The sequence below is a fragment of the Pseudoalteromonas sp. S554 genome (genome assembly GCF_005930865.1).
GTDB lineage: Bacteria > Pseudomonadota > Gammaproteobacteria > Enterobacterales > Alteromonadaceae > Pseudoalteromonas > Pseudoalteromonas marina.
In genome coordinates this window covers 36906-55077 of sequence record NZ_PNDV01000092.1, presented here as the reverse complement: position 1 = coordinate 55077, position 18172 = coordinate 36906, and the positions used below count along the sequence as shown (strand labels likewise).

General features: G+C 41.4%; 14 protein-coding genes. 2 read left to right on the top strand and 12 right to left on the bottom strand.

Going from position 1 to position 18172, the window contains the following annotated elements; translation table 11 throughout:
* Positions 1–49 precede the first annotated feature (49 nt).
* The 8 genes from iscA to prlC all read right to left on the bottom strand — a co-directional run bounded on the left by iscA (position 50) and on the right by prlC (position 7781).
* Positions 50–373 (bottom strand): iron-sulfur cluster assembly protein IscA, encoded by a 324-nt coding sequence (gene iscA / locus CWB65_RS17200; RefSeq protein WP_006791976.1) that lies wholly within the window; start codon positions 371–373, stop codon positions 50–52.
* Between the two features lie 12 nt (positions 374–385).
* Positions 386–769, bottom strand: a complete 384-nt coding sequence (iscU, locus tag CWB65_RS17195) for a Fe-S cluster assembly scaffold IscU (protein ID WP_006791975.1) — start codon at positions 767–769, stop codon at positions 386–388.
* A gap of 48 nt (positions 770–817) precedes the next feature.
* The gene (locus CWB65_RS17190) at positions 818–2035 is read right to left on the bottom strand and encodes an IscS subfamily cysteine desulfurase (protein ID WP_006791974.1); all 1218 of its coding nucleotides are present in this window, start codon (positions 2033–2035) and stop codon (positions 818–820) included.
* 24 nt (positions 2036–2059) lie between these two features.
* Complete coding sequence (gene iscR / locus CWB65_RS17185; RefSeq protein WP_006791973.1) at positions 2060–2551, bottom strand: Fe-S cluster assembly transcriptional regulator IscR; 492 nt, start codon at positions 2549–2551, stop codon at positions 2060–2062.
* 232 nt (positions 2552–2783) lie between these two features.
* Complete coding sequence (trmJ, locus tag CWB65_RS17180) at positions 2784–3509, bottom strand: tRNA (cytosine(32)/uridine(32)-2'-O)-methyltransferase TrmJ (protein ID WP_039036282.1); 726 nt, start codon at positions 3507–3509, stop codon at positions 2784–2786.
* A gap of 103 nt (positions 3510–3612) precedes the next feature.
* Positions 3613–4368, bottom strand: coding sequence for a class I SAM-dependent methyltransferase (locus tag CWB65_RS17175; RefSeq protein WP_138741083.1), 756 nt, complete (start codon positions 4366–4368; stop codon positions 3613–3615).
* A gap of 57 nt (positions 4369–4425) precedes the next feature.
* Positions 4426–5604: a response regulator gene (locus CWB65_RS17170; RefSeq protein ID WP_138741075.1), complete on the bottom strand. Its 1179-nt coding sequence runs from the start codon at positions 5602–5604 to the stop codon at positions 4426–4428.
* A gap of 137 nt (positions 5605–5741) precedes the next feature.
* The gene (gene prlC / locus CWB65_RS17165) at positions 5742–7781 is read right to left on the bottom strand and encodes an oligopeptidase A (RefSeq protein ID WP_138741074.1); all 2040 of its coding nucleotides are present in this window, start codon (positions 7779–7781) and stop codon (positions 5742–5744) included.
* 332 nt (positions 7782–8113) lie between these two features.
* Here prlC and gorA point away from each other — a divergent pair, with 332 nt between their 5' ends.
* On the top strand, positions 8114–9475 hold the full coding sequence (gorA, locus tag CWB65_RS17160; RefSeq protein WP_138741073.1) for a glutathione-disulfide reductase: 1362 nt from the start codon (positions 8114–8116) through the stop codon (positions 9473–9475).
* 186 nt (positions 9476–9661) lie between these two features.
* Positions 9662–10516, top strand: coding sequence for a mechanosensitive ion channel family protein (locus CWB65_RS17155; RefSeq protein WP_138741072.1), 855 nt, complete (start codon positions 9662–9664; stop codon positions 10514–10516).
* Positions 10517–10568: 52 nt separating this feature from the next.
* Here the strand turns inward: CWB65_RS17155 and tldD are convergent, their stop codons facing one another.
* The 4 genes from tldD to rng are packed head-to-tail and all read right to left on the bottom strand — an operon-like array spanning position 10569 to position 18172.
* Positions 10569–12008 carry a metalloprotease TldD gene (gene tldD, locus CWB65_RS17150; RefSeq protein ID WP_006793128.1) on the bottom strand — a complete coding sequence of 480 codons (1440 nt, stop codon included), beginning with the start codon at positions 12006–12008 and terminating at the stop codon, positions 10569–10571.
* On the bottom strand, positions 12005–12844 hold the full coding sequence (locus CWB65_RS17145; protein ID WP_138741071.1) for a carbon-nitrogen hydrolase family protein: 840 nt from the start codon (positions 12842–12844) through the stop codon (positions 12005–12007). Before CWB65_RS17145 ends, tldD begins: the two co-directional genes overlap by 4 nt.
* A complete protein-coding gene (locus CWB65_RS17140; protein ID WP_138741070.1) occupies positions 12837–16700 on the bottom strand; it encodes a YhdP family protein in 3864 nt (1287 codons plus the stop codon). Before CWB65_RS17140 ends, CWB65_RS17145 begins: the two co-directional genes overlap by 8 nt.
* Positions 16700–18172 (bottom strand): ribonuclease G, encoded by a 1473-nt coding sequence (gene rng, locus CWB65_RS17135; protein WP_006793125.1) that lies wholly within the window; start codon positions 18170–18172, stop codon positions 16700–16702. Before rng ends, CWB65_RS17140 begins: the two co-directional genes overlap by 1 nt.

The window sequence follows — 18172 nt, the reverse complement described above, 5'->3', positions numbered from 1 at the left end:
AACAAAGCCCTACAGTTGCAGGGCTTCAAAATACAATTACACGTAGCAATTAAACGGTAAAGCTTTCGCCACAACCACACTCGTCAGCTTGGTTAGGGTTATTAAATTTAAACCCTTCATTTAAGCCTTCTTTAGTGTAGTCGAGCTCTGTGCCATCGATGTAAACTAAGCTTTTTGCGTCAACTATTAAAGTAACGCCTTTAGCCGCAAAGGTTTCATCGTCTTCGTTTAACTCGTCAACAAACTCAAGTACATAAGCAAGACCTGAACAGCCCGTCGTTTTAATGCCAACGCGCAGACCTAACCCTTTGCCGCGGTTTGCTAAAAATGATTGTACGCGGTTTGCTGCCGCATCTGTCAATGTCACTGCCATGAGTTTCTCTTCTTACTTCGCTTGTTTGCTTTTGTAGTCTGCAATTGCTGCTTGAATTGCATCTTCGGCTAAAATTGAACAGTGAATTTTCACTGGTGGTAATTCTAGCTCAGCACTGATATCAGTGTTTTTGATGGTTGCTGCTTCATCAAGTGTTTTACCCTTAACCCACTCTGTTACAAGCGAAGAAGAGGCAATTGCGCTGCCACAACCGTAGGTTTTGAATTTTGCATCTTCAATAACGCCAGTATCCGATACTTTAATTTGCAATTTCATTACGTCACCACATGCTGGTGCGCCTACCATACCCGTTGCCACTGACGGATCGTTTTTGTCTAGAGCACCTACGTTACGTGGGTTTTCTACGTGGTCGATTACTTTATCACTGTACGCCATAATTCTATCCTCATTACCTGCTAGGGTATGTGCTTACATCACTAAGTATTAGTGGTGAGCCCATTCAACTGAATCTAAATCAATACCTTCTTGATGCATCTCCCAAAGTGGAGACATTTCACGTAGGCGACCGATAGAGTTTTTCATTAATTCAACGGTGTAATCAATCTCTTCTTCGGTAGTAAAACGACCAATACTGAAACGAATTGAGCTGTGTGCTAATTCGTCGTTACGGCCAAGTGCACGTAAAACATAAGAAGGCTCTAAGCTTGCAGATGTACAGGCTGAACCTGACGATACCGCAATGTCTTTTACTGCCATAAGTAACGATTCACCTTCAACAAAGTTAAAGCTGATGTTTACAATACCCGGTACTGATTGGTCTTGTGTGCCGTTAAAATATACTTCGTCCATATCAGCCATAATGCCGTCGATTAGGCGTTTACGTAATGCGCTGATGTGTGCAAAATCTTTTTCAAAATCTTCTTTTGCGATTCTAAATGCAGTACCCATACCCACTAACTGATGAGTTGCAAGTGTACCTGAACGCATACCACGCTCATGACCGCCACCGTGCATTTGCGCTTCTAAACGAGCACGTGGTTTACGACGAACGTAAAGCGCACCTACACCTTTAGGGCCGTATGCTTTGTGCGCAGAGAACGACATAAAATCAACTTTAAGTTGTTGTACGTCAATAAGTACTTTACCTGCACTTTGCGCAGCATCTACGTGGAACATGATTTTACGTTCACGACACATTTCGCCAATCGTCGCAATGTCTTGAATTACACCTAGCTCGTTATTCACGTGCATGATGCTGACAAGTACTGTGTCGTCACGCATTGTGTCTGCTAGCTTTTGCAGATCAAGCAAGCCATTTTCTTCAACGTCCATATAGGTTACTTCAAAACCTTGACGTTCTAATTCACGACATGTGTCGATGACTGCTTTGTGCTCAGTTTTAGCGGTAATAACGTGCTTACCTTTCTTTTTGTAAAACTGTGCTGCACCTTTAATAGCTAGGTTATTTGATTCAGTTGCACCCGAAGTGAACACAATTTCACGTGGGTCTGCATTTACTAAATCAGCAATATCTGTACGTGCTTGGTCAACGGCTTCTTCAGCTTGCCAACCAAAACGGTGTGAACGTGATGCAGGGTTACCAAATTTACCGTCCATTGTAAGGCATTGCATCATTTCTTTAGCAACACGCTCATCAACAGGCGTGGTTGCTGCGTAATCTAAATAAATCGGTAACTTCATTTCTCTCTCCGCTGCAGGTCAACCTTAAAGTTGACAGCTTACTTGAATGTTTTCCAACTGCTTAATTGCGTTATTGATACTGTTATCTTGGCGCGATGCAATTTCTTTCACATCTGATTTTTCCACCAATTCAGCAAGGGTAATACTGTTCAAAAATTCTTCTATACGTGCGCTTAAATCTGACCACAAATTATGGGTCAAACAGCGCATACCGCTTTGGCAGCCAGTGTTGGCGCCTTGGCAACGTGTTGCATCAACCGATTCATCAACTGCGGTAATAATGTCACCAACAGAAATAACACCGGCTTCTCGCCCTAGTAAATAGCCGCCACCAGGTCCTCGAACCGAACTTACCAAGCCATTTTTACGCAGCCGAGCAAATAATTGTTCAAGGTATGACAAAGAAATTTCTTGTCTTTGTGAAATATCAGCAAGGGCGACAGGACCAACACCTGTGTGCAGCGCAACATCAAGCATCGCTGTAACGGCATATCGGCCTTTTGATGTTAATTTCATAACGCCCCCTGCACAAAGAGTGCAAATTTTAATTACCAGAGTAAATTAGTCAAGTATTATCACTTGATAAAAATTTGATTTAAAAACATATCGCTCAAAGTGAATGTAGTTAACAAATTTTTAATACCTGACCTGTTTGGTCAAGTATTGTCTCCATTGTAATTACCTGAGTAATTTAGTCAAGTATTAGCCAGTTATTTAAACACCCGTTTATATAACTAATTGCTATACCTTACTTAGGAATCGATTTATTTATAGAGGTAAGAATACCGCGCAAAATATTCATTTCAGCCTCTTCTGGGCGTGCACGGTTAAATAAACGACGAAGCTTTGTCATCACAATACCTGGGTGCTGTTTGATAATAAAACCTGTGTTATAAAGTGTTTCTTCTAGGTGATCGTAAAATAACTCTGTTTGTTTTGAGTTAGGGTAAACGGTGTCGTCTTGTGCTTCTTGCTTAGGTTGCTTATTTAAAAATGCCATACGTGTTTCGTAAGACAAAGTTTGCACAGCCATAGCAAGATTTAGCGAGCTATATTCTGGGTTAGCTGGAATGCATACATGGTAATTACACAGCTGTAGCTCTTCGTTAGTTAAACCACTGTTTTCACGGCCAAACACTAATGCCACAGGACCATTTTCAGCTTCTGCCACCAGCTTTTCACCACACTCGCGAGGCTCAACCATAGGCCATGAAAGCGTGCGCGAACGTGCGCTTGTACCAATGGTTAATGCACAATCAGCAATAGCGTCTTCAAGCTTATCAACAATCACTGCATTGCCTAATACATCGCTGGCACCTGCAGATAACGCACTTGCATGGCTATCAATTTCACAAGCAGGGTCAACTAAATAGAGTTTTGATAAACCCATTGTTTTCATGGCGCGAGCCGCCGAACCTATATTACCTGAGTGTGATGTGTTAACTAAAACAACGCGAATATCGTCTAAGATCATTGCTGTGCTTCTTACTAATGCCAAAAAATTGCGCGAATTCTAACATAAAAGCACACTAAGATCCTAGATCCTTAAACCCGATCAACACACGTAATAGGGACCTTTAAACCATGGCTGCTTTTACATACACATCAAAACGGTTCTTTTTAGTTTTAATTTGCATACTGGGGGTTTTGTCATTTAAAAACGGGGCGTAATCAGGGCGCTTAACCACCACTCGCTTGCTAGCAAGTGGGTAGGCAAATTCAAGTAAATCATCGGCGTCGGTATCTGCGCCTACTAACTCTTGAAATACGCGCATTTCTTTTTTTACTAAGGCTGACTTTTCACGGTGTGGGAACATAGGATCTAGATAAACCACATCGGGCATGCTTTCACATTGGGCAAGTAACGTGTGGCTTGAGCCAAACACTAGGCTCATATTGTCTCTCATCCAAGAGCCAATTTCTGTGTCGCTGTAAGCTCTGTTTAAACCGTCGGCCAGCAGTGCAGCAACAACCGGATGACGCTCATGTAAAATAACCTTGCAACCGAGTGACGCCAATACAAAGCCATCACGCCCCAAACCTGCGGTGGCATCCAGTACTATAGGCGTTGCCCCTTTATTAAGACCAACTGCTTTGGCAATAGCTTGCCCTTTACCGCCACCAAATTTTCGCCTGTGGGCAGCTGCCCCGGTAACAAAATCAACATTAATGGCACCTAACTTAGGTTCATCAGTTTTAAATAAACTCAGCCCTGTATCGTCATAGTGCAGGCTAAAACCTTGGCTATTTTGTTGCCAATTTACTAAACCAAAACGCGTTTCTAATTCATTTAAATACGGGCGACACTCTTTAAAGGCACACTGAATAACCACAATACACTCCGACGATAAAATACCGCCAGAGTATATCAACCAGCGAGCTTAAGCGCACTAAAATAGCTCTATGTCAGGGTCTTGGTCATTTGCCGGCTCAATCTCTTCAACTTTATGGCGTAAACTCTGTAAAAACTCACTGCGGCTTTGTGTTACTTGCTCAAACTGATATTTTATAAACGCTAAATCGCTATTGGCAGACACCAGTAACTGCATAGTATGCTCAAGCTGCGATATACATGAATCAAAATCAGCGGGGTTTAAATTATTCTTTTGAAGCTCAATAGCTGTATTTAATGCCTCTAGTTGTGCACAAAACTGCTCTGCTACAGTACTTTGCGTGATATTTTGAGCATTAAACTGGCTTATTATATCTTCCAGTGCCGTGCTAATTTGTTCAGCTTGCTGGTAATTTTTTTCGTTTCTTTCCATAGTAACGACCTTTTCATTGGTAACCTCTAAAATATGAGGAAACAAATCTTTATAACGCCCATATTTTTCGCTCTCATCGACGGGCATATTTTTTACCAGCAACGATAGTTTTGGGTAATTAATGATAGTGCTCTCGCCTATATCAACAAACCGCTGTGCATCTTTATGTTGCGCCAATAACTCCTGCACTAGTGGGCATACACCACCTTGTAAGCTGTAAAATTCACTTTTATGTTGATACCAAAATACAACCACTACATCCAAATTAAGAGGAGTAAAAAACCCTAAGAAGAACTCACTCAACGTTTGTAAGCTATTGGCATGATAACTTTGTCCAACGTAGCGCATAATTCGCCCCATATCTCCCGACTCGGTCATCGCCATTGCAGCCGTTTTATTGGCTTTATTTATGTCGCTTTCGAGTTTGACGCATTGCTGGCGATACGCATACAGTATTTTAATACGTGCCATTAGCTCTTCTGCGTTAAACGGTTTCATTATGTAGTCAGACGCACCAACGCTGTAGCCTTTCACTCGGTCGATAAGCGCTTCTTTTGATGACAAAAACATAACCGGAATATCTTTTGTATCGGCATTTTGTTTTATTTCTTGGCAGACTTGATAACCCGACTTACCCGGCATTTCTATGTCGAGAAGGATAATATCGGGTTTATGTTCGTTTATTAACCTTAGCCCCTCCTCGCCCTCTTTAGCATGAAGAAGTTTACAAAACCCAGCTAGAGACTCTTCAATAATGAGGTGGGTTAATTTATCGTCATCAATGGTAAGTACTAACTTTTCCATACACAAATCCGTTTAGTTGAGCATGCTTAGAGCATAGTACGGCGTGCTGAAATTACTAACGTTTATAGCCTATTATCTAAAAACAATAAAAAAGCGCCTAAAAGGCGCTTTTGTTAAATTTAATAAACGACATATTTTTAAGCTGCGATGCCGCTGTGGCGGAGTAACGCATCAACGCGTGGCTCGCGGCCTCGGAAGTTTTTAAATAATTCCATAGGCTCTTCACTGCCGCCTTTTTCTAGAATATGCTGCATGAAGGCTTGCCCTGTTTGTGGGTTAAAAATTCCTTCCTCCTCAAACTTAGCGTAAGCATCGGCCGATAATACTTCAGCCCATTTATACGAGTAATAACCGGCACTGTAGCCACCTGCAAAAATATGACTAAACCCGTGCTGAAAACGATTAAACTCTGGAGCGTGAACAACCGATGTACGACTGCGCACATCATTTAATACCGACTGAATTTGACACGGCTCGCCCGCGACATAATCGTTATGAATTTTAAAATCAAATAACGAAAACTCAATTTGACGCAGCATTTGCATGCCTGAGTTATAGTTTTTAGCAGCCAATAACTTATCAAGTAATTCTTTTGGTAATGGCTCACCGGTTTCAAAATGGCCCGAAATAAAGCTCAGCGCTTCTTCCTCGTAACACCAGTTCTCTAAAAATTGACTTGGTAGCTCTACGGCATCCCATGCTACGCCATTAATACCTGCTACGGGAGCAGCATCAACTTGAGTCAGCATATGGTGAATACCGTGACCAAACTCATGGAATAAAGTCGTTACCTCATTATGGGTGAACAAAGCTGGTTTATCACCTACCGCTTTATTAAAGTTACATACTAAGTAAGCTACAGGGGTTTGTAACTCGCCATTAGCGCGTACCTTACGACCCATACAATCGTCCATCCACGCGCCACCGCGTTTGCGATCGCGTGCGTAAAGATCTAAGTAAAAACGTCCTCGTAGTGTGTTATTGCTATCAACAATTTCAAAAAAGCGCACATCTTTGTGGTATGTGTCAAAATCGGTTACTTCGTTTACGCTAATGCCAAATAAGCGGTTAACTGTTTCAAATAAGCCACTCAATACTTTATTAGCAGGGAAATATGGGCGTAGTACTTCATCAGAAATTGCGTATTTTTCTTGTTTTAGTTTTTCGCCATAGTAGCCAAAGTCCCACGCTTCTAACTCTGTAATTCCGTGTTTTTGTGCTGCATACGCTCTGAGTTCTGCCACTTCTTGCTCTGCTTGCGGCTTAGATTTAGCGGCTAAATCTTCTAAGAACGAAAACACTTGCTCTGGTGTTTCAGCCATTTTTGTTGCTAATGATTTTTCAGCGTAGCTTTTAAACCCTAATAACTGCGCAAGCTCATGGCGAAGTGCAAGTGCTTCTTTCATTATGTCTGAGTTATCAAACTCACCCGCATTTGGGCCTTGATCAGATGCGCGTGTGCTAAATGCGGTGTAGGTTTCTTTACGAAGTTCACGGTTATCAGCGTAAGTCATAATTGGCAAGTAAGATGGAAAATCAAGCGTAAATACCCAACCGTCTAGCTCTTTACTTTTGGCTGTGTCAGCAGCAAGCGCTAGTGCAGACTCGGGGAGTCCGGCTAAATCGGCTTCATCAGTAATGTGCTTGTGCCACGCTAAAGTCGCATCCATTACATTGTTACCAAACTTAGATGAAAGCTCAGATAAACGCGCACTAATTTCGCCGTAACGCTTTTGATCTTCGCTCGCTAATGCAATACCCGACAATTTAAAGTCACGCAAGGCGTTAGTAATTGATTTTTGTTGTGCTGTGGTGAGTGTTTTAAATTCGTCACTGTTGTGCAAAGCATTATACGCTTCGTATAAACCTTGATGCTGACCGACAAACGTAGAGTACTCAGAAATAAGCGGTAAACACTGCTCGTATGCTTCACGCAGTTCGTCGTTATTCATAACAGAATTTAAATGAGAAACAGGCGAAAATAGTCGCGATAGTTTATCGTCGGCCTCTTCAAGTGGTAACACTAAGTCATCCCACGTGTATGACTTTTTCGCAAGTACGTCATCGATGGCTTTTCGACAATTTGCTATTCCGTCTTTAAGTGCCGGTACTACAAATTCAGGCTTAATTTTAGAAAATGGTGGTAAGCCTTCAAGGCCAATTAGTGGGTTGCTCATAAATACTCTCTTTGCGTTAATGCATTTCATTTTTAGATTGGGTCTAAAAGTTAAAAAACAACATACTTTTTATTAATCTAGCTTTTCAAAAGCCATTAATAACTATTTTTAGGCCCGGTAATAATGAAATGCCTACAGTTAATGCAATCTAAAGCGAGCCGGGTTACGTACTGCAGATATTCTGTTTGGTACTGACTTAACGTATCGCTTTATATCGATAAGGCTGTAAATGTGAATGTTTTTTTACTCAACATAGGTCATCTAAACACTCTTTATTTTTAAAACTTAATGTTATGCTTATGCGCATAAAACTCAACGCCTAAGGACTTAAAATGACACAACACTTTGATTACATTGCAATTGGCGGTGGCAGCGGTGGTATTGCTTCTGCAAACAGAGCTGCAATGCGCGGTGCTAAAGTGGCACTTATTGAAGCAAAACACATGGGTGGTACCTGTGTAAACGTAGGCTGTGTGCCTAAAAAGGTTATGTGGCACGGCGCACAAGTAGCCGAAGCAATTAACTTATATGCACCCGATTACGGTTTTAACGTTGAGGTAAAAGACTTTAATTGGAGCAAGCTAGTAGAAAGTCGTGAAGCCTACATTGGCCGAATTCATAAAGGGTACGACAACGGTTTAGCAAGTAATGGCGTTACCGTTATTAAAGGCTTTGCTACCTTTATTGACAGCAAAACAGTAGAAGTAAATGGTGAACACTACACCGCCGATCATATTTTAGTGGCTGTAGGCGGACGTCCTACTATTCCAAACATTCCGGGCGCTGAGCATGGTATTGATTCTAATGGCTTTTTTGAACTTAATGAACAGCCTAAACGCGTAGCCGTAATTGGTGCTGGTTACATTGCCGTAGAAATTGCAGGTGTATTACATAGCTTAGGCACAGAAACACATTTATTCGTGCGTAAAAGTAAGCCTCTACGTACATTTGACCCTTATATTATCGACACGCTCGTCGATATTATGGCTAAAGAAGGTCCGACTCTTCATACTGAATGCTCTCCTAAAGAAGTTGTCAAAGAAAGTGACGGCAGTTTAACTATTCATTTTGAAAACGGTTACAGCCAAAATGTTGACCAAGTTATTTGGGCCATTGGCCGCACACCTACAACAGACAAGATAAACCTTGCGGCAGCCGGTGTAGAAGTAAATGAAAGCGGTTATGTGAAAGTAGATGAGTACCAAAATACGACTGCTAAAAACGTTTATGCAGTGGGTGATATTATTGAAGGCGGTATTGAGCTTACTCCTGTTGCAGTTAAAGCAGGCCGTACGTTATCAGAACGCTTATTTAATAAAGCACTCCCTGATGATTTAAAAATGGATTACAGCCTAGTACCAACAGTCGTATTTAGTCATCCGCCTATCGGCACTATTGGTTTAACCGAGCAAGAAGCGATTTCTCAGTACGGCGTAGAAAACGTAAAAGTGTATAAATCAAGCTTTGCCGCTATGTACACAGCGGTAACTCAGCACCGCCAAGCATGTAACATGATGCTAGTTTGCGCAGGGGAAGACGAAAAAGTGGTTGGCTTACATGGCCTTGGCTTTGCAGTTGATGAAATGATTCAGGGCTTTGCCGTAGCGATGAAAATGGGTGCAACTAAAGCTGATTTTGATGCAGTTGTTGCACTGCACCCAACAGGATCTGAAGAGTTTGTAACTATGCGCTAAGCTATTTAACCTAAACTCTGGATAATAAATCGCTTAACCAGAGTTCAGGTTATTTACTAATTTAACAACGTTAAGCCCCTTACACATACGTGCTAAGGGGCTTTTTTATTAAGGTTAAATTTGCTTATTAGCTAAATAACTCAATATACTAGCGTGTGTTTATCAACATACCTACAACTGGATATTATGATTACTGATATATTGCTACACCCGTTTCTTGTTTCAATTGTTATGCTTAGTTTTGCACTTGGATTAAAAGTACTTGTTGATAAATTAGCGAGAAACCGCGCAGAAAAAAAAGACAAAGATATTCGCTACATTGCACATAACATTAAGCATTTTATTAATTTTGTGTTGGTGCTATCGCTGTTGTTTGTGTGGTCGACTGAAATTCAAAATTTTGCGTTATCTATTGCGGCCTTTGCGGTTGCCATTGTTTTAGCTACGCGAGAATTTATTCAATGTGTTATTGGCTTTTTTTACTTAGTCACCACACGCCCATTTAGAGTCGGCGACTGGGTGCAAGTCGGTGAATATTACGGTGAAGTAGCAGAAACAGACTGGATAAAAACAACCATGCATGAAATAGACATGCACACTTATCAGTTTTCAAGAAAAACGATTTACATACCTAATAATAAACTCATCACCAGCCCAATTAAAAATCTAAATTATGTAAAACGCTTTGCAACACATAGCTTTTCTATTGTTCGAAAAGAGAGCTTTAACCCTTACCCAATTTACGACACGCTCTCGGTAAAAGCTAAAATGTATTGTGAGGAGTTTGAAGAGCTCGCCACTCGTTATAACTCGATTATTGAGCGAAAACTAGATGCAAAAATATCGGGCCCTGCACCAGAAATACACTTTGGAACAACCGAATTGGGGGAGTTTAGAGCACGCTTTACGCTATTTTGCCCAACCGAGCAGGCACTGGACATAGAGCATAAACTCACTGAGTGTTTTATGGCGCTATGGTATGAAGAAGAAATGAAGCATAAAGTTGCATTAAGCGAAGTAAAAAACGAAGTAACTAACTGATAAAGCGACTAGGCGCGAACGGTTTCGCGCCTAAACTTTAGCGGTTAGGCCTTTAAGCTGTTCCACCTACCGTTAGCTGATCAATTTTAAGGCTCGGTTGCCCTACGCCAACCGGAACACTTTGCCCATCTTTACCACACACGCCAACGCCTTTATCAAGTGCTAAGTCGTTACCTACCATTGAAATATGCTGCATGACTTCAGGGCCATTACCAATGAGGGTTGCGCCTTTGATTGGCTGTGTAATTTTACCGTTTTCGATTAAGTAGGCTTCTGATGCACTAAATACAAATTTACCCGAGGTAATATCAACCTGCCCGCCACCAAAGTTAGGTGCAAACACGCCTTTTTTAACGCTACTGATAATATCGGCTTGGCTATGCTCGCCACCTAACATATAGGTATTTGTCATACGTGGCATAGGTAAATGAGCATACGACTCACGACGTGCATTACCGGTTGGGTTTACCCCCATTAAACGTGCGTTTAGCTTATCCTGCATGTACCCTTTTAAAATACCATTTTCGATTAGCACGTTATATGCAGCAGGTGTGCCTTCATCATCTACGTTAAGCGATCCACGACGATCAGCCATGGTGCCATCGTCAACGACGGTACATAGCTCAGAAGCCACTTTTTGCCCTACTTTGCCACTAAACGCTGATGCACCTTTACGGTTAAAATCGCCTTCAAGGCCATGGCCTACCGCTTCATGTAAAAGTACACCTGGCCAACCATTTCCTAATACCACTTCCATAGTGCCAGCTGGCGCGTCAATAGCTTCTAGGTTGACTTTAGCTTGGCGTACAGCTTCTTGTGCAAACTCCATCCAACGTGGTTTACCGTTTACCAGCTCTTTAAAATAGCCGTAATCTAAACGTGCTCCACCGCCTGCGCCACCGCGCTCACGACGGCCATTTTTTTCAAGCAATACTGAGCAGTTTAAACGAATAAGCGGGCGAATATCGGTAGCAAATGTACCGTCACTGGCCGCAATTAATACTTCTTCGTATACTGCTGACATAGAGCTAATTACTTGCTCAGCGTCAGGAGCGAGTTCTCGAATGTAGTTTTCAAGCTCGCGTAATAAACTCACTTTATCGCTATCGCTCATACTTGAAATTGGTTGATGTGGCGCAAATTGCATTTTTGCTGATACATCACTAAATACTTTAATGGTTTTATCTTCACCTGCATCGGCAATACTGCGAGCCGCTGTAGCGGCTTTATTAAGCGCTTCTAAGTTGATAGCATCCGAATATGAAAAACCTGTTTTTTCGCCGCTTACGGCACGTACGCCAACGCCGCGCTCAACATTGTATGAGCCTTCTTTTACCAAGCCGTCTTCCAGTACCCACGACTCGTGATGACTCGATTGAAAGTATAAATCGGCGTAATCTACTTTGTGCTGATGTATGTAAGCGAGCGTTTTTTCGAGCTCTTCTCTATTTAGTTGGCTGTCGTGTAATAAATGCTGTTCAACCGAATTCATAATAAATGCTCTCTAAATCGTTGATGAGACTGCACAGGCATATCTCGTCTAATTTTTTGTAACGGCTCTAAATCAGCGTTAGCGCTAATAAAACCTGTACCGCTGGGTAAATTACTTAAAGTATTACCCCAGGGTGAAATAATAATACTGTGGCCATATGTTTGGCGGCCATTTTCATGTGTGCCGTATTGGGCTGCAGCAACCACATAACATTGGGTTTCTATCGCTCGCGCCGCTAATAATGGTTGCCAGTGTGCTTGACCAGTAACCATTGTAAATGCACTTGGCACTAAAATAACTTCAGCACCTTTACGTGCAAGCGCATTAAATAAGGCACTAAAACGCAGATCATAACACACTGTTAGACCTAGTTTACCAAAGGGAGATTCAACCACAACCACATCACTTCCTGCTTGGGTAAAATCAGATTCGCGGTAACTCCCTGTTTTATCATCAACGTTTACATCAAATAGATGTATTTTATTATACGTTGCGACGCACTCACCTTGATTATTATATAAATGTGAGGCGGCATAATATTTAGTATTATTGTATGGTTCAGGTATTGTGCCTGCGTTTAACCAAATATTATGGTGTTTACATAATTGGCTTATTTGACGTTTGTATTGCTCGATGTGTTTAGCTGTTAAGAGCGTATCGTGACCGCTTTTGCTAAACACTAAAAAGGCCTCAGGGAGACATACAAGCAATGGCCGTGTTGCGGGAAGTGTGTTTAATGCTTTTTTAAGTTCTGCAATATTGTCGTCAGCATTTAGACCAGAACACATTTGTAAAGCAAGTATATTGTGGTTATTAGGGGTCGCTAAATTAGTCATTAGTTGCGGTTACTTCAGCATCTTTAAGTTTTAAATCGACTGAGGCTTGGGGCTGGTTTTGCGCCGCTTGTGGTAATGTAACTTCACGGCTTTTTCTATCTAGCTCCTGAACAACAGGCTCACTCATGGTGCCAGTCACTTTAAAGTTAATTTCAGAAATTACGCGCGCAGAGTGTATTACTTTATCTAGTGCCAATGCTGCTAGCCCTGTTACTGGGTTTACCATCCACGCCACAATAACGGGAATACTTGAGGTGACCTGCGGTGCAACAGCGAGATCGTAGTTGATATCAAGCGTATTTAAATTTGCGTAGCCTTTAATGGTTAAATCAGCCGGAACGCCATCCATCTTAGTGTCTTTTGTATAAGCGATACCGTTCTCTAATTGCATAGAACCTTGCATGCTGTTGTAGAAAAACCCTTTTGAAAATACGTCTCTAAAATCAAGTTTTAGTTTTCGAACCAACGAATCTAAGCTCAACAACGAAAAAACCCGTGCGCCACCATCACTAATTTCTGTTAGGTGCCCTTCTCCTAAATCCCAATCAATTTCACCACTGAGGCTCGGAACATCAAATAAGTAAGGTGCGGCTTGCCAAGCAAGATTGTAATTTATAGTGGCTTTAGAGCCTTTAATAGCCGTGGTAATATCAAACTCATCAAACAACGCGCCTATATCATCACTTTTAACTTCACCGCTTAACTGTGTGGTACCATCTTTCCATTGCCCTTTCGTGCGCAAAATATGATCGCCTTTATCAACAACCAACTCAGAAATAACCAAACGTTTACCGTCGCCAAGTAACGACGCGCTTACTTTGTCTAACTGATAGTTGGTAATTTTACAATCTGCACATTCAAACTCTACAGCCGGTAAGTTCGTCAGCCACGTTAAATCGGTGTCAGGGTCTGCTTTTGCAGCCTCAGTGATGGGCGCTTCAATTTGCTCTGCAAAATTCACGCGTAAATAATCAGCGTTAAATCGAATAGGCTGGCTGCGCTGCGAGGTAGGAATAAATACACCTGCACGTAATTCTTTGGCGTTTAATTTTAAATACACATTGCTTTGCTCAGGGGCTAGGCGCATTTCAAAGTCATTAAACACCATACTACTAAAATCGAGCATGCCAATATTTGCGACAATCTCGTTAAGCGGTGGCATGATGCCTTGTGATTCAGGGTCATCCTCGTTTTGGGCCGCACTAATGATTTGATCAATAAGATCAACCCAAGGTACAAGTTCGGTTTGCTCTAGGTTTATTGAAACGCTTAAATCTTGTGAATTTAGCCCTAAATCTTGCTTACCGATAACAAAATGCGCATTACTAAATTGCGATTTTCCATTTTCTAATATTGCATTAAAATAAAACTGCTTATTTACCTGTGCAGTTATAAGGTTTGAAATGTCATCGCCTTGAACAACCGCATCAAGAACCCACGGTTGTGTCTCGGCTTTTTTGTATGGTGCTGGCAATTTACTTGTTAACCCAACAAGGTCAGATTTAACCTGTGCACGATAATTAAACCCTTGCTCGGTAAAATTAAGCACAAGTCCAATATCAACTGCACTTTGTCCTTCTAGTGACCCTTTTAAAATACCTTGCCCGCTATCGATTAAAGTATTGGCATCAAGTTGTACATTAATATTTATGTTTGCTTTGTAGTCACTCGCTTCACTTTGGCTGTTGTAATTAAGTGCCAGCGGCATCCCAAGCCATGTAGCGGTGGCATTTTTAAGTTCGATATTATCGTTTTTAAAGTTAAGCACGCCGGTTAAGTTATTTAACGCAATACCGGGTGTGGCAATAAATACGGGTAAATCATCTAGCTTGACAGTGCCGCTAACACTTGCACCACCTTCAAACTTTGAACCTACCAGTAACTCAATGCTGGCATCGGCTTCACCTTGGCCTTGTATTACCTCAAAAATATCAGCTAACGGGCTCGCAATGGGCGTGGCTTTAAAAAAGGTGTACAGGTTTTCTATCGGTGCTTTTTTATCTATTTGCACCACCAGCTCATCGGCATTAATTAAATCATTAATGCTAACTTTAACGCTATTACCCACATCTAAATTAACCAAAGAGCCTTGTTGGCTGTAAATGTCCATGCGTTCATTAGCAAAATGTAGCTTTACCTTTGCATCTGTTACTGCTGGCCACTGCGGATCGAACTGGTACGTGGCATTGTCAATTTGAGCAAGTACATCAAATTGCCCTGAGCCATCTTTAAATGGAAATCCTGATAACGGACCTGCAAATAGAACCTGCGCTTTTGATATTTCACCGCCTTTTATAGCCCCGTTTAGGTAGCTAACTAATTCTGGGCTCATCGCTTTTAACGGAAAATAATGACCGGCAATACTGGCATCCTCTGCAAATGCCTCTGCGTATAAATCAAGACGCGGTGCATCACCAAAGCTCAGTTGCATCTCTGCGGCTAGCGTTATCTCATTGTTATCAAACCAAATATTATCACTGCTAATACGCCAGTTATTATTTTGCTTTGCGAGGTCTAATTCTATATTGAGCTGGTTATAATTAATGTTGTCACTAAAACTATCGCCAGTTATTAAAGTGCCGTTTTCTCCAAATAAGCTGATACGGCCTTTATCTTGGTTTAATAAACCGCTTACGCGTAAACCTTGCGCAGCTGGCACTGAATTAAGCTCTTGCCAGCCTATGTTATTAGCGTTAAACCATACTTGCCACTGCTGGTTACTCTCGTAATTAACGTACGCCTGCTGTATTTGGCCACTTGGTTTGCGTTTTAAAAACGCGTCGAGAGAGTCAAAATTTGTCAGCGCTGCCAAGTTAGCCAGTAGCGCTATATCTATTTGATTTAACCAAATTTGATTATTTTCACCAAGTTGAGCCTCAAACTCTAAGCTTGGCCATGTTGTATTATTGTTATTAAACGCTAAACCAGTGCTTTTTAAAAACCAATTACCTTGCTCGGGATAAAGATGAAAGCCACCTTCACTTAAACTAACTTGCTGGCTTTGAGATTCATTAAACCAAGTAACAGAACTAGGTAGCCACTGCATTTTTATATCGTCAATTAGGCCTTTTTCAATTTTTAGCCAAGCTTGTAAATTGATATCGCTGGTTAATTGTTGTTTTTCAGTATTTATATATTGCGCCAACCAATTAGACACATCCACCTTATTGGCTTGGACATACATATTGCCAGCAACTTCTTCTAAGCTTTCACCTTTGAGAGCAATGCGTGCATCAAAGGTGCCTACTGTGATACCAGGTAAAGCTAATGTTCCGCTACCTAAATGTTGAGACTCTTCATTTTGCCAAATGATATTTTCAAGCAGGAGTTTTCGCTCTTTGTTATCGTCTAAAACAAAATTAATACTGGAGTTTTCTATTGCAAAATGACCGGTATTACCTAAAAACAGCCCTTCTATAAGCTCTTTTTGCTCAAACGAAACATCATCTTGATTACCGCTCTCAAACAGGTCTGCCACGTTTACCGTGGTATGAAAGCCATTTATAACAAAGTAGTTAGACTTTAACTGCAGGGTTTTAATGCTTTCCCATAAATTAAGCTCTAAGCTAGTTTTTGCAATAGTGAGGGAAATTGGCGCAGTTTCGTTGTCTTTAAACGATAGCTCTTCAAGCACGAGGGCAGGACCATTTCCCTGCCAGCTTGCTGAAATAGCGCCAATAGATAAACTAATAGCAAACTTTTCGTCTAGGTAGGTTTCTATATCGCCTTTGTAATCATTTGCGTAAGGGAGTGTGTACTTTAATATTGAAACAATAACGGCCAGTAATACTAAAATTATGGCACAGGTTTGCCATAACTTTCTAAAACAAAAAAAACAGACCGCTTTTGCATTCATTACATCATTACCACATCAAACTGTTCTTGGCTGTATAAGCTTTCTGTTTGTATGTGTACTTGCTTACCTATAAATAGTTCAAGCTCCGCCAAGTTGTGGTATTCATCATTAAGTAAGGCTTCACTTACTGCTGGGGCTGCATAAACCATAAATTTATCGGCTGCGTAGGCGCGGTTTACGCGAACAATTTCACGTAATATTTCGTAGCATACCGTTTCGACTGTTTTTTGTGAGCCACGGCCTGAACATGCTGGGCATACATCACATAAAATATGCTCTAAGCTTTCGCGGGTGCGTTTTCGGGTCATTTCAACTAGCCCAAGTGCCGACAAACCATTGATATTTGTTTTAGTGCGATCTTTAGCTAACGCAGATTCTAACGAATGTAATACACGGCTTTTATGCTCTTCGCTGACCATATCGATAAAGTCGATAATAATTATTCCACCTAAATTACGAAGTCTTAACTGGCGCGCAATGGCCGACGTTGCCTCGACATTAGTGTTAAAAATAGTCTCTTCTAAATTACGATGGCCGACAAACGCACCGGTGTTTACGTCAACCGTAGTCATCGCTTCTGTTTGATCAATAATGATGTACCCGCCTGACTTTAACGTGACTTTGCGATGCAACGCTTTTTGCACTTCGTTTTCTACATCAAATAAATCGAATATAGGTCGCTCACCCGGGTAGTACTCGAGTACCTGTGAAAGTTGCGGCACAAATTCTTCGGTAAATATTTTTAGCTCTTGGTAGGTAAGCTTTGAGTCAACACGAATACGCTCCATATCTTCACCTACGTAATCACGCAGTGTTCTAAAGGCAAGCGTTAGGTCTTCATGTAATATGGTTGCTTTACTGGTTTTTTTACGGCGTGCGGTTATTTTTTCCCATAATTTTCTTAAAAAACCAGCATCGTGCCTTAACTCTGCTTCGCTTGCACCTTCAGCCGCGGTACGTACTATAAAACTGCCATTTTCATCGCCATATTCGGCAACAATTTTTTTAAGGCGTGATCGCTCTTCTTCAGTTTCTATCCGTTGGCTTACACCAACATGCGTTGCGTCTGGCATAAATACTAAGTAGCGAGATGGAATAGTGATGTCGGTAGTGAGTCTCGCGCCTTTTGTGCCTAATGGATCTTTAACCACTTGCACCATAATGTATTGACCTTGGCGCACTAACTCTCGTATATCTTGCACTTTTTTTATTGGTACATCGTCAACACCTTCAACAATGGAGGCACTGTTTACTATGTCAGATGCATGTAAAAATGCGGCTTTCTCTAAGCCAATATCAACAAAAGCGGCCTGCATTCCAGGTAAAACGCGGCTTATTTTTCCTAGATAGATATTGCCAACAATGCCTAGGTTACCAATTCGTTCTAACTGAATCTCTTGCAGCACACCGTTTTCGATTAGGGCAACACGACTTTCACTCGGTGTTACGTTGATCAGTAATTCTGTACTCAT

What these genes read in the sequence shown, in the direction of transcription:
- iscA (WP_006791976.1), bottom strand. Translation starts at nt 373, where the DNA reads ATGGCAGTGACATTGACAGATGCGGCAGCAAACCGCGTACAATCATTT.
- iscU (WP_006791975.1), bottom strand. Translation starts at nt 769, where the DNA reads ATGGCGTACAGTGATAAAGTAATCGACCACGTAGAAAACCCACGTAAC.
- CWB65_RS17190 (WP_006791974.1), bottom strand. Translation starts at nt 2,035, where the DNA reads ATGAAGTTACCGATTTATTTAGATTACGCAGCAACCACGCCTGTTGAT.
- iscR (WP_006791973.1), bottom strand. Translation starts at nt 2,551, where the DNA reads ATGAAATTAACATCAAAAGGCCGATATGCCGTTACAGCGATGCTTGAT.
- trmJ (WP_039036282.1), bottom strand. Translation starts at nt 3,509, where the DNA reads ATGATCTTAGACGATATTCGCGTTGTTTTAGTTAACACATCACACTCA.
- CWB65_RS17170 (WP_138741075.1), bottom strand. Translation starts at nt 5,604, where the DNA reads ATGGAAAAGTTAGTACTTACCATTGATGACGATAAATTAACCCACCTC.
- prlC (WP_138741074.1), bottom strand. Translation starts at nt 7,781, where the DNA reads ATGAGCAACCCACTAATTGGCCTTGAAGGCTTACCACCATTTTCTAAA.
- gorA (WP_138741073.1), top strand. Translation starts at nt 8,114, where the DNA reads ATGACACAACACTTTGATTACATTGCAATTGGCGGTGGCAGCGGTGGT.
- CWB65_RS17155 (WP_138741072.1), top strand. Translation starts at nt 9,662, where the DNA reads ATGATTACTGATATATTGCTACACCCGTTTCTTGTTTCAATTGTTATG.
- tldD (WP_006793128.1), bottom strand. Translation starts at nt 12,008, where the DNA reads ATGAATTCGGTTGAACAGCATTTATTACACGACAGCCAACTAAATAGA.
- CWB65_RS17145 (WP_138741071.1), bottom strand. Translation starts at nt 12,844, where the DNA reads ATGACTAATTTAGCGACCCCTAATAACCACAATATACTTGCTTTACAA.
- CWB65_RS17140 (WP_138741070.1), bottom strand. Translation starts at nt 16,700, where the DNA reads ATGAATGCAAAAGCGGTCTGTTTTTTTTGTTTTAGAAAGTTATGGCAA.
- rng (WP_006793125.1), bottom strand. Translation starts at nt 18,172, where the DNA reads ATGAGTACAGAATTACTGATCAACGTAACACCGAGTGAAAGTCGTGTT.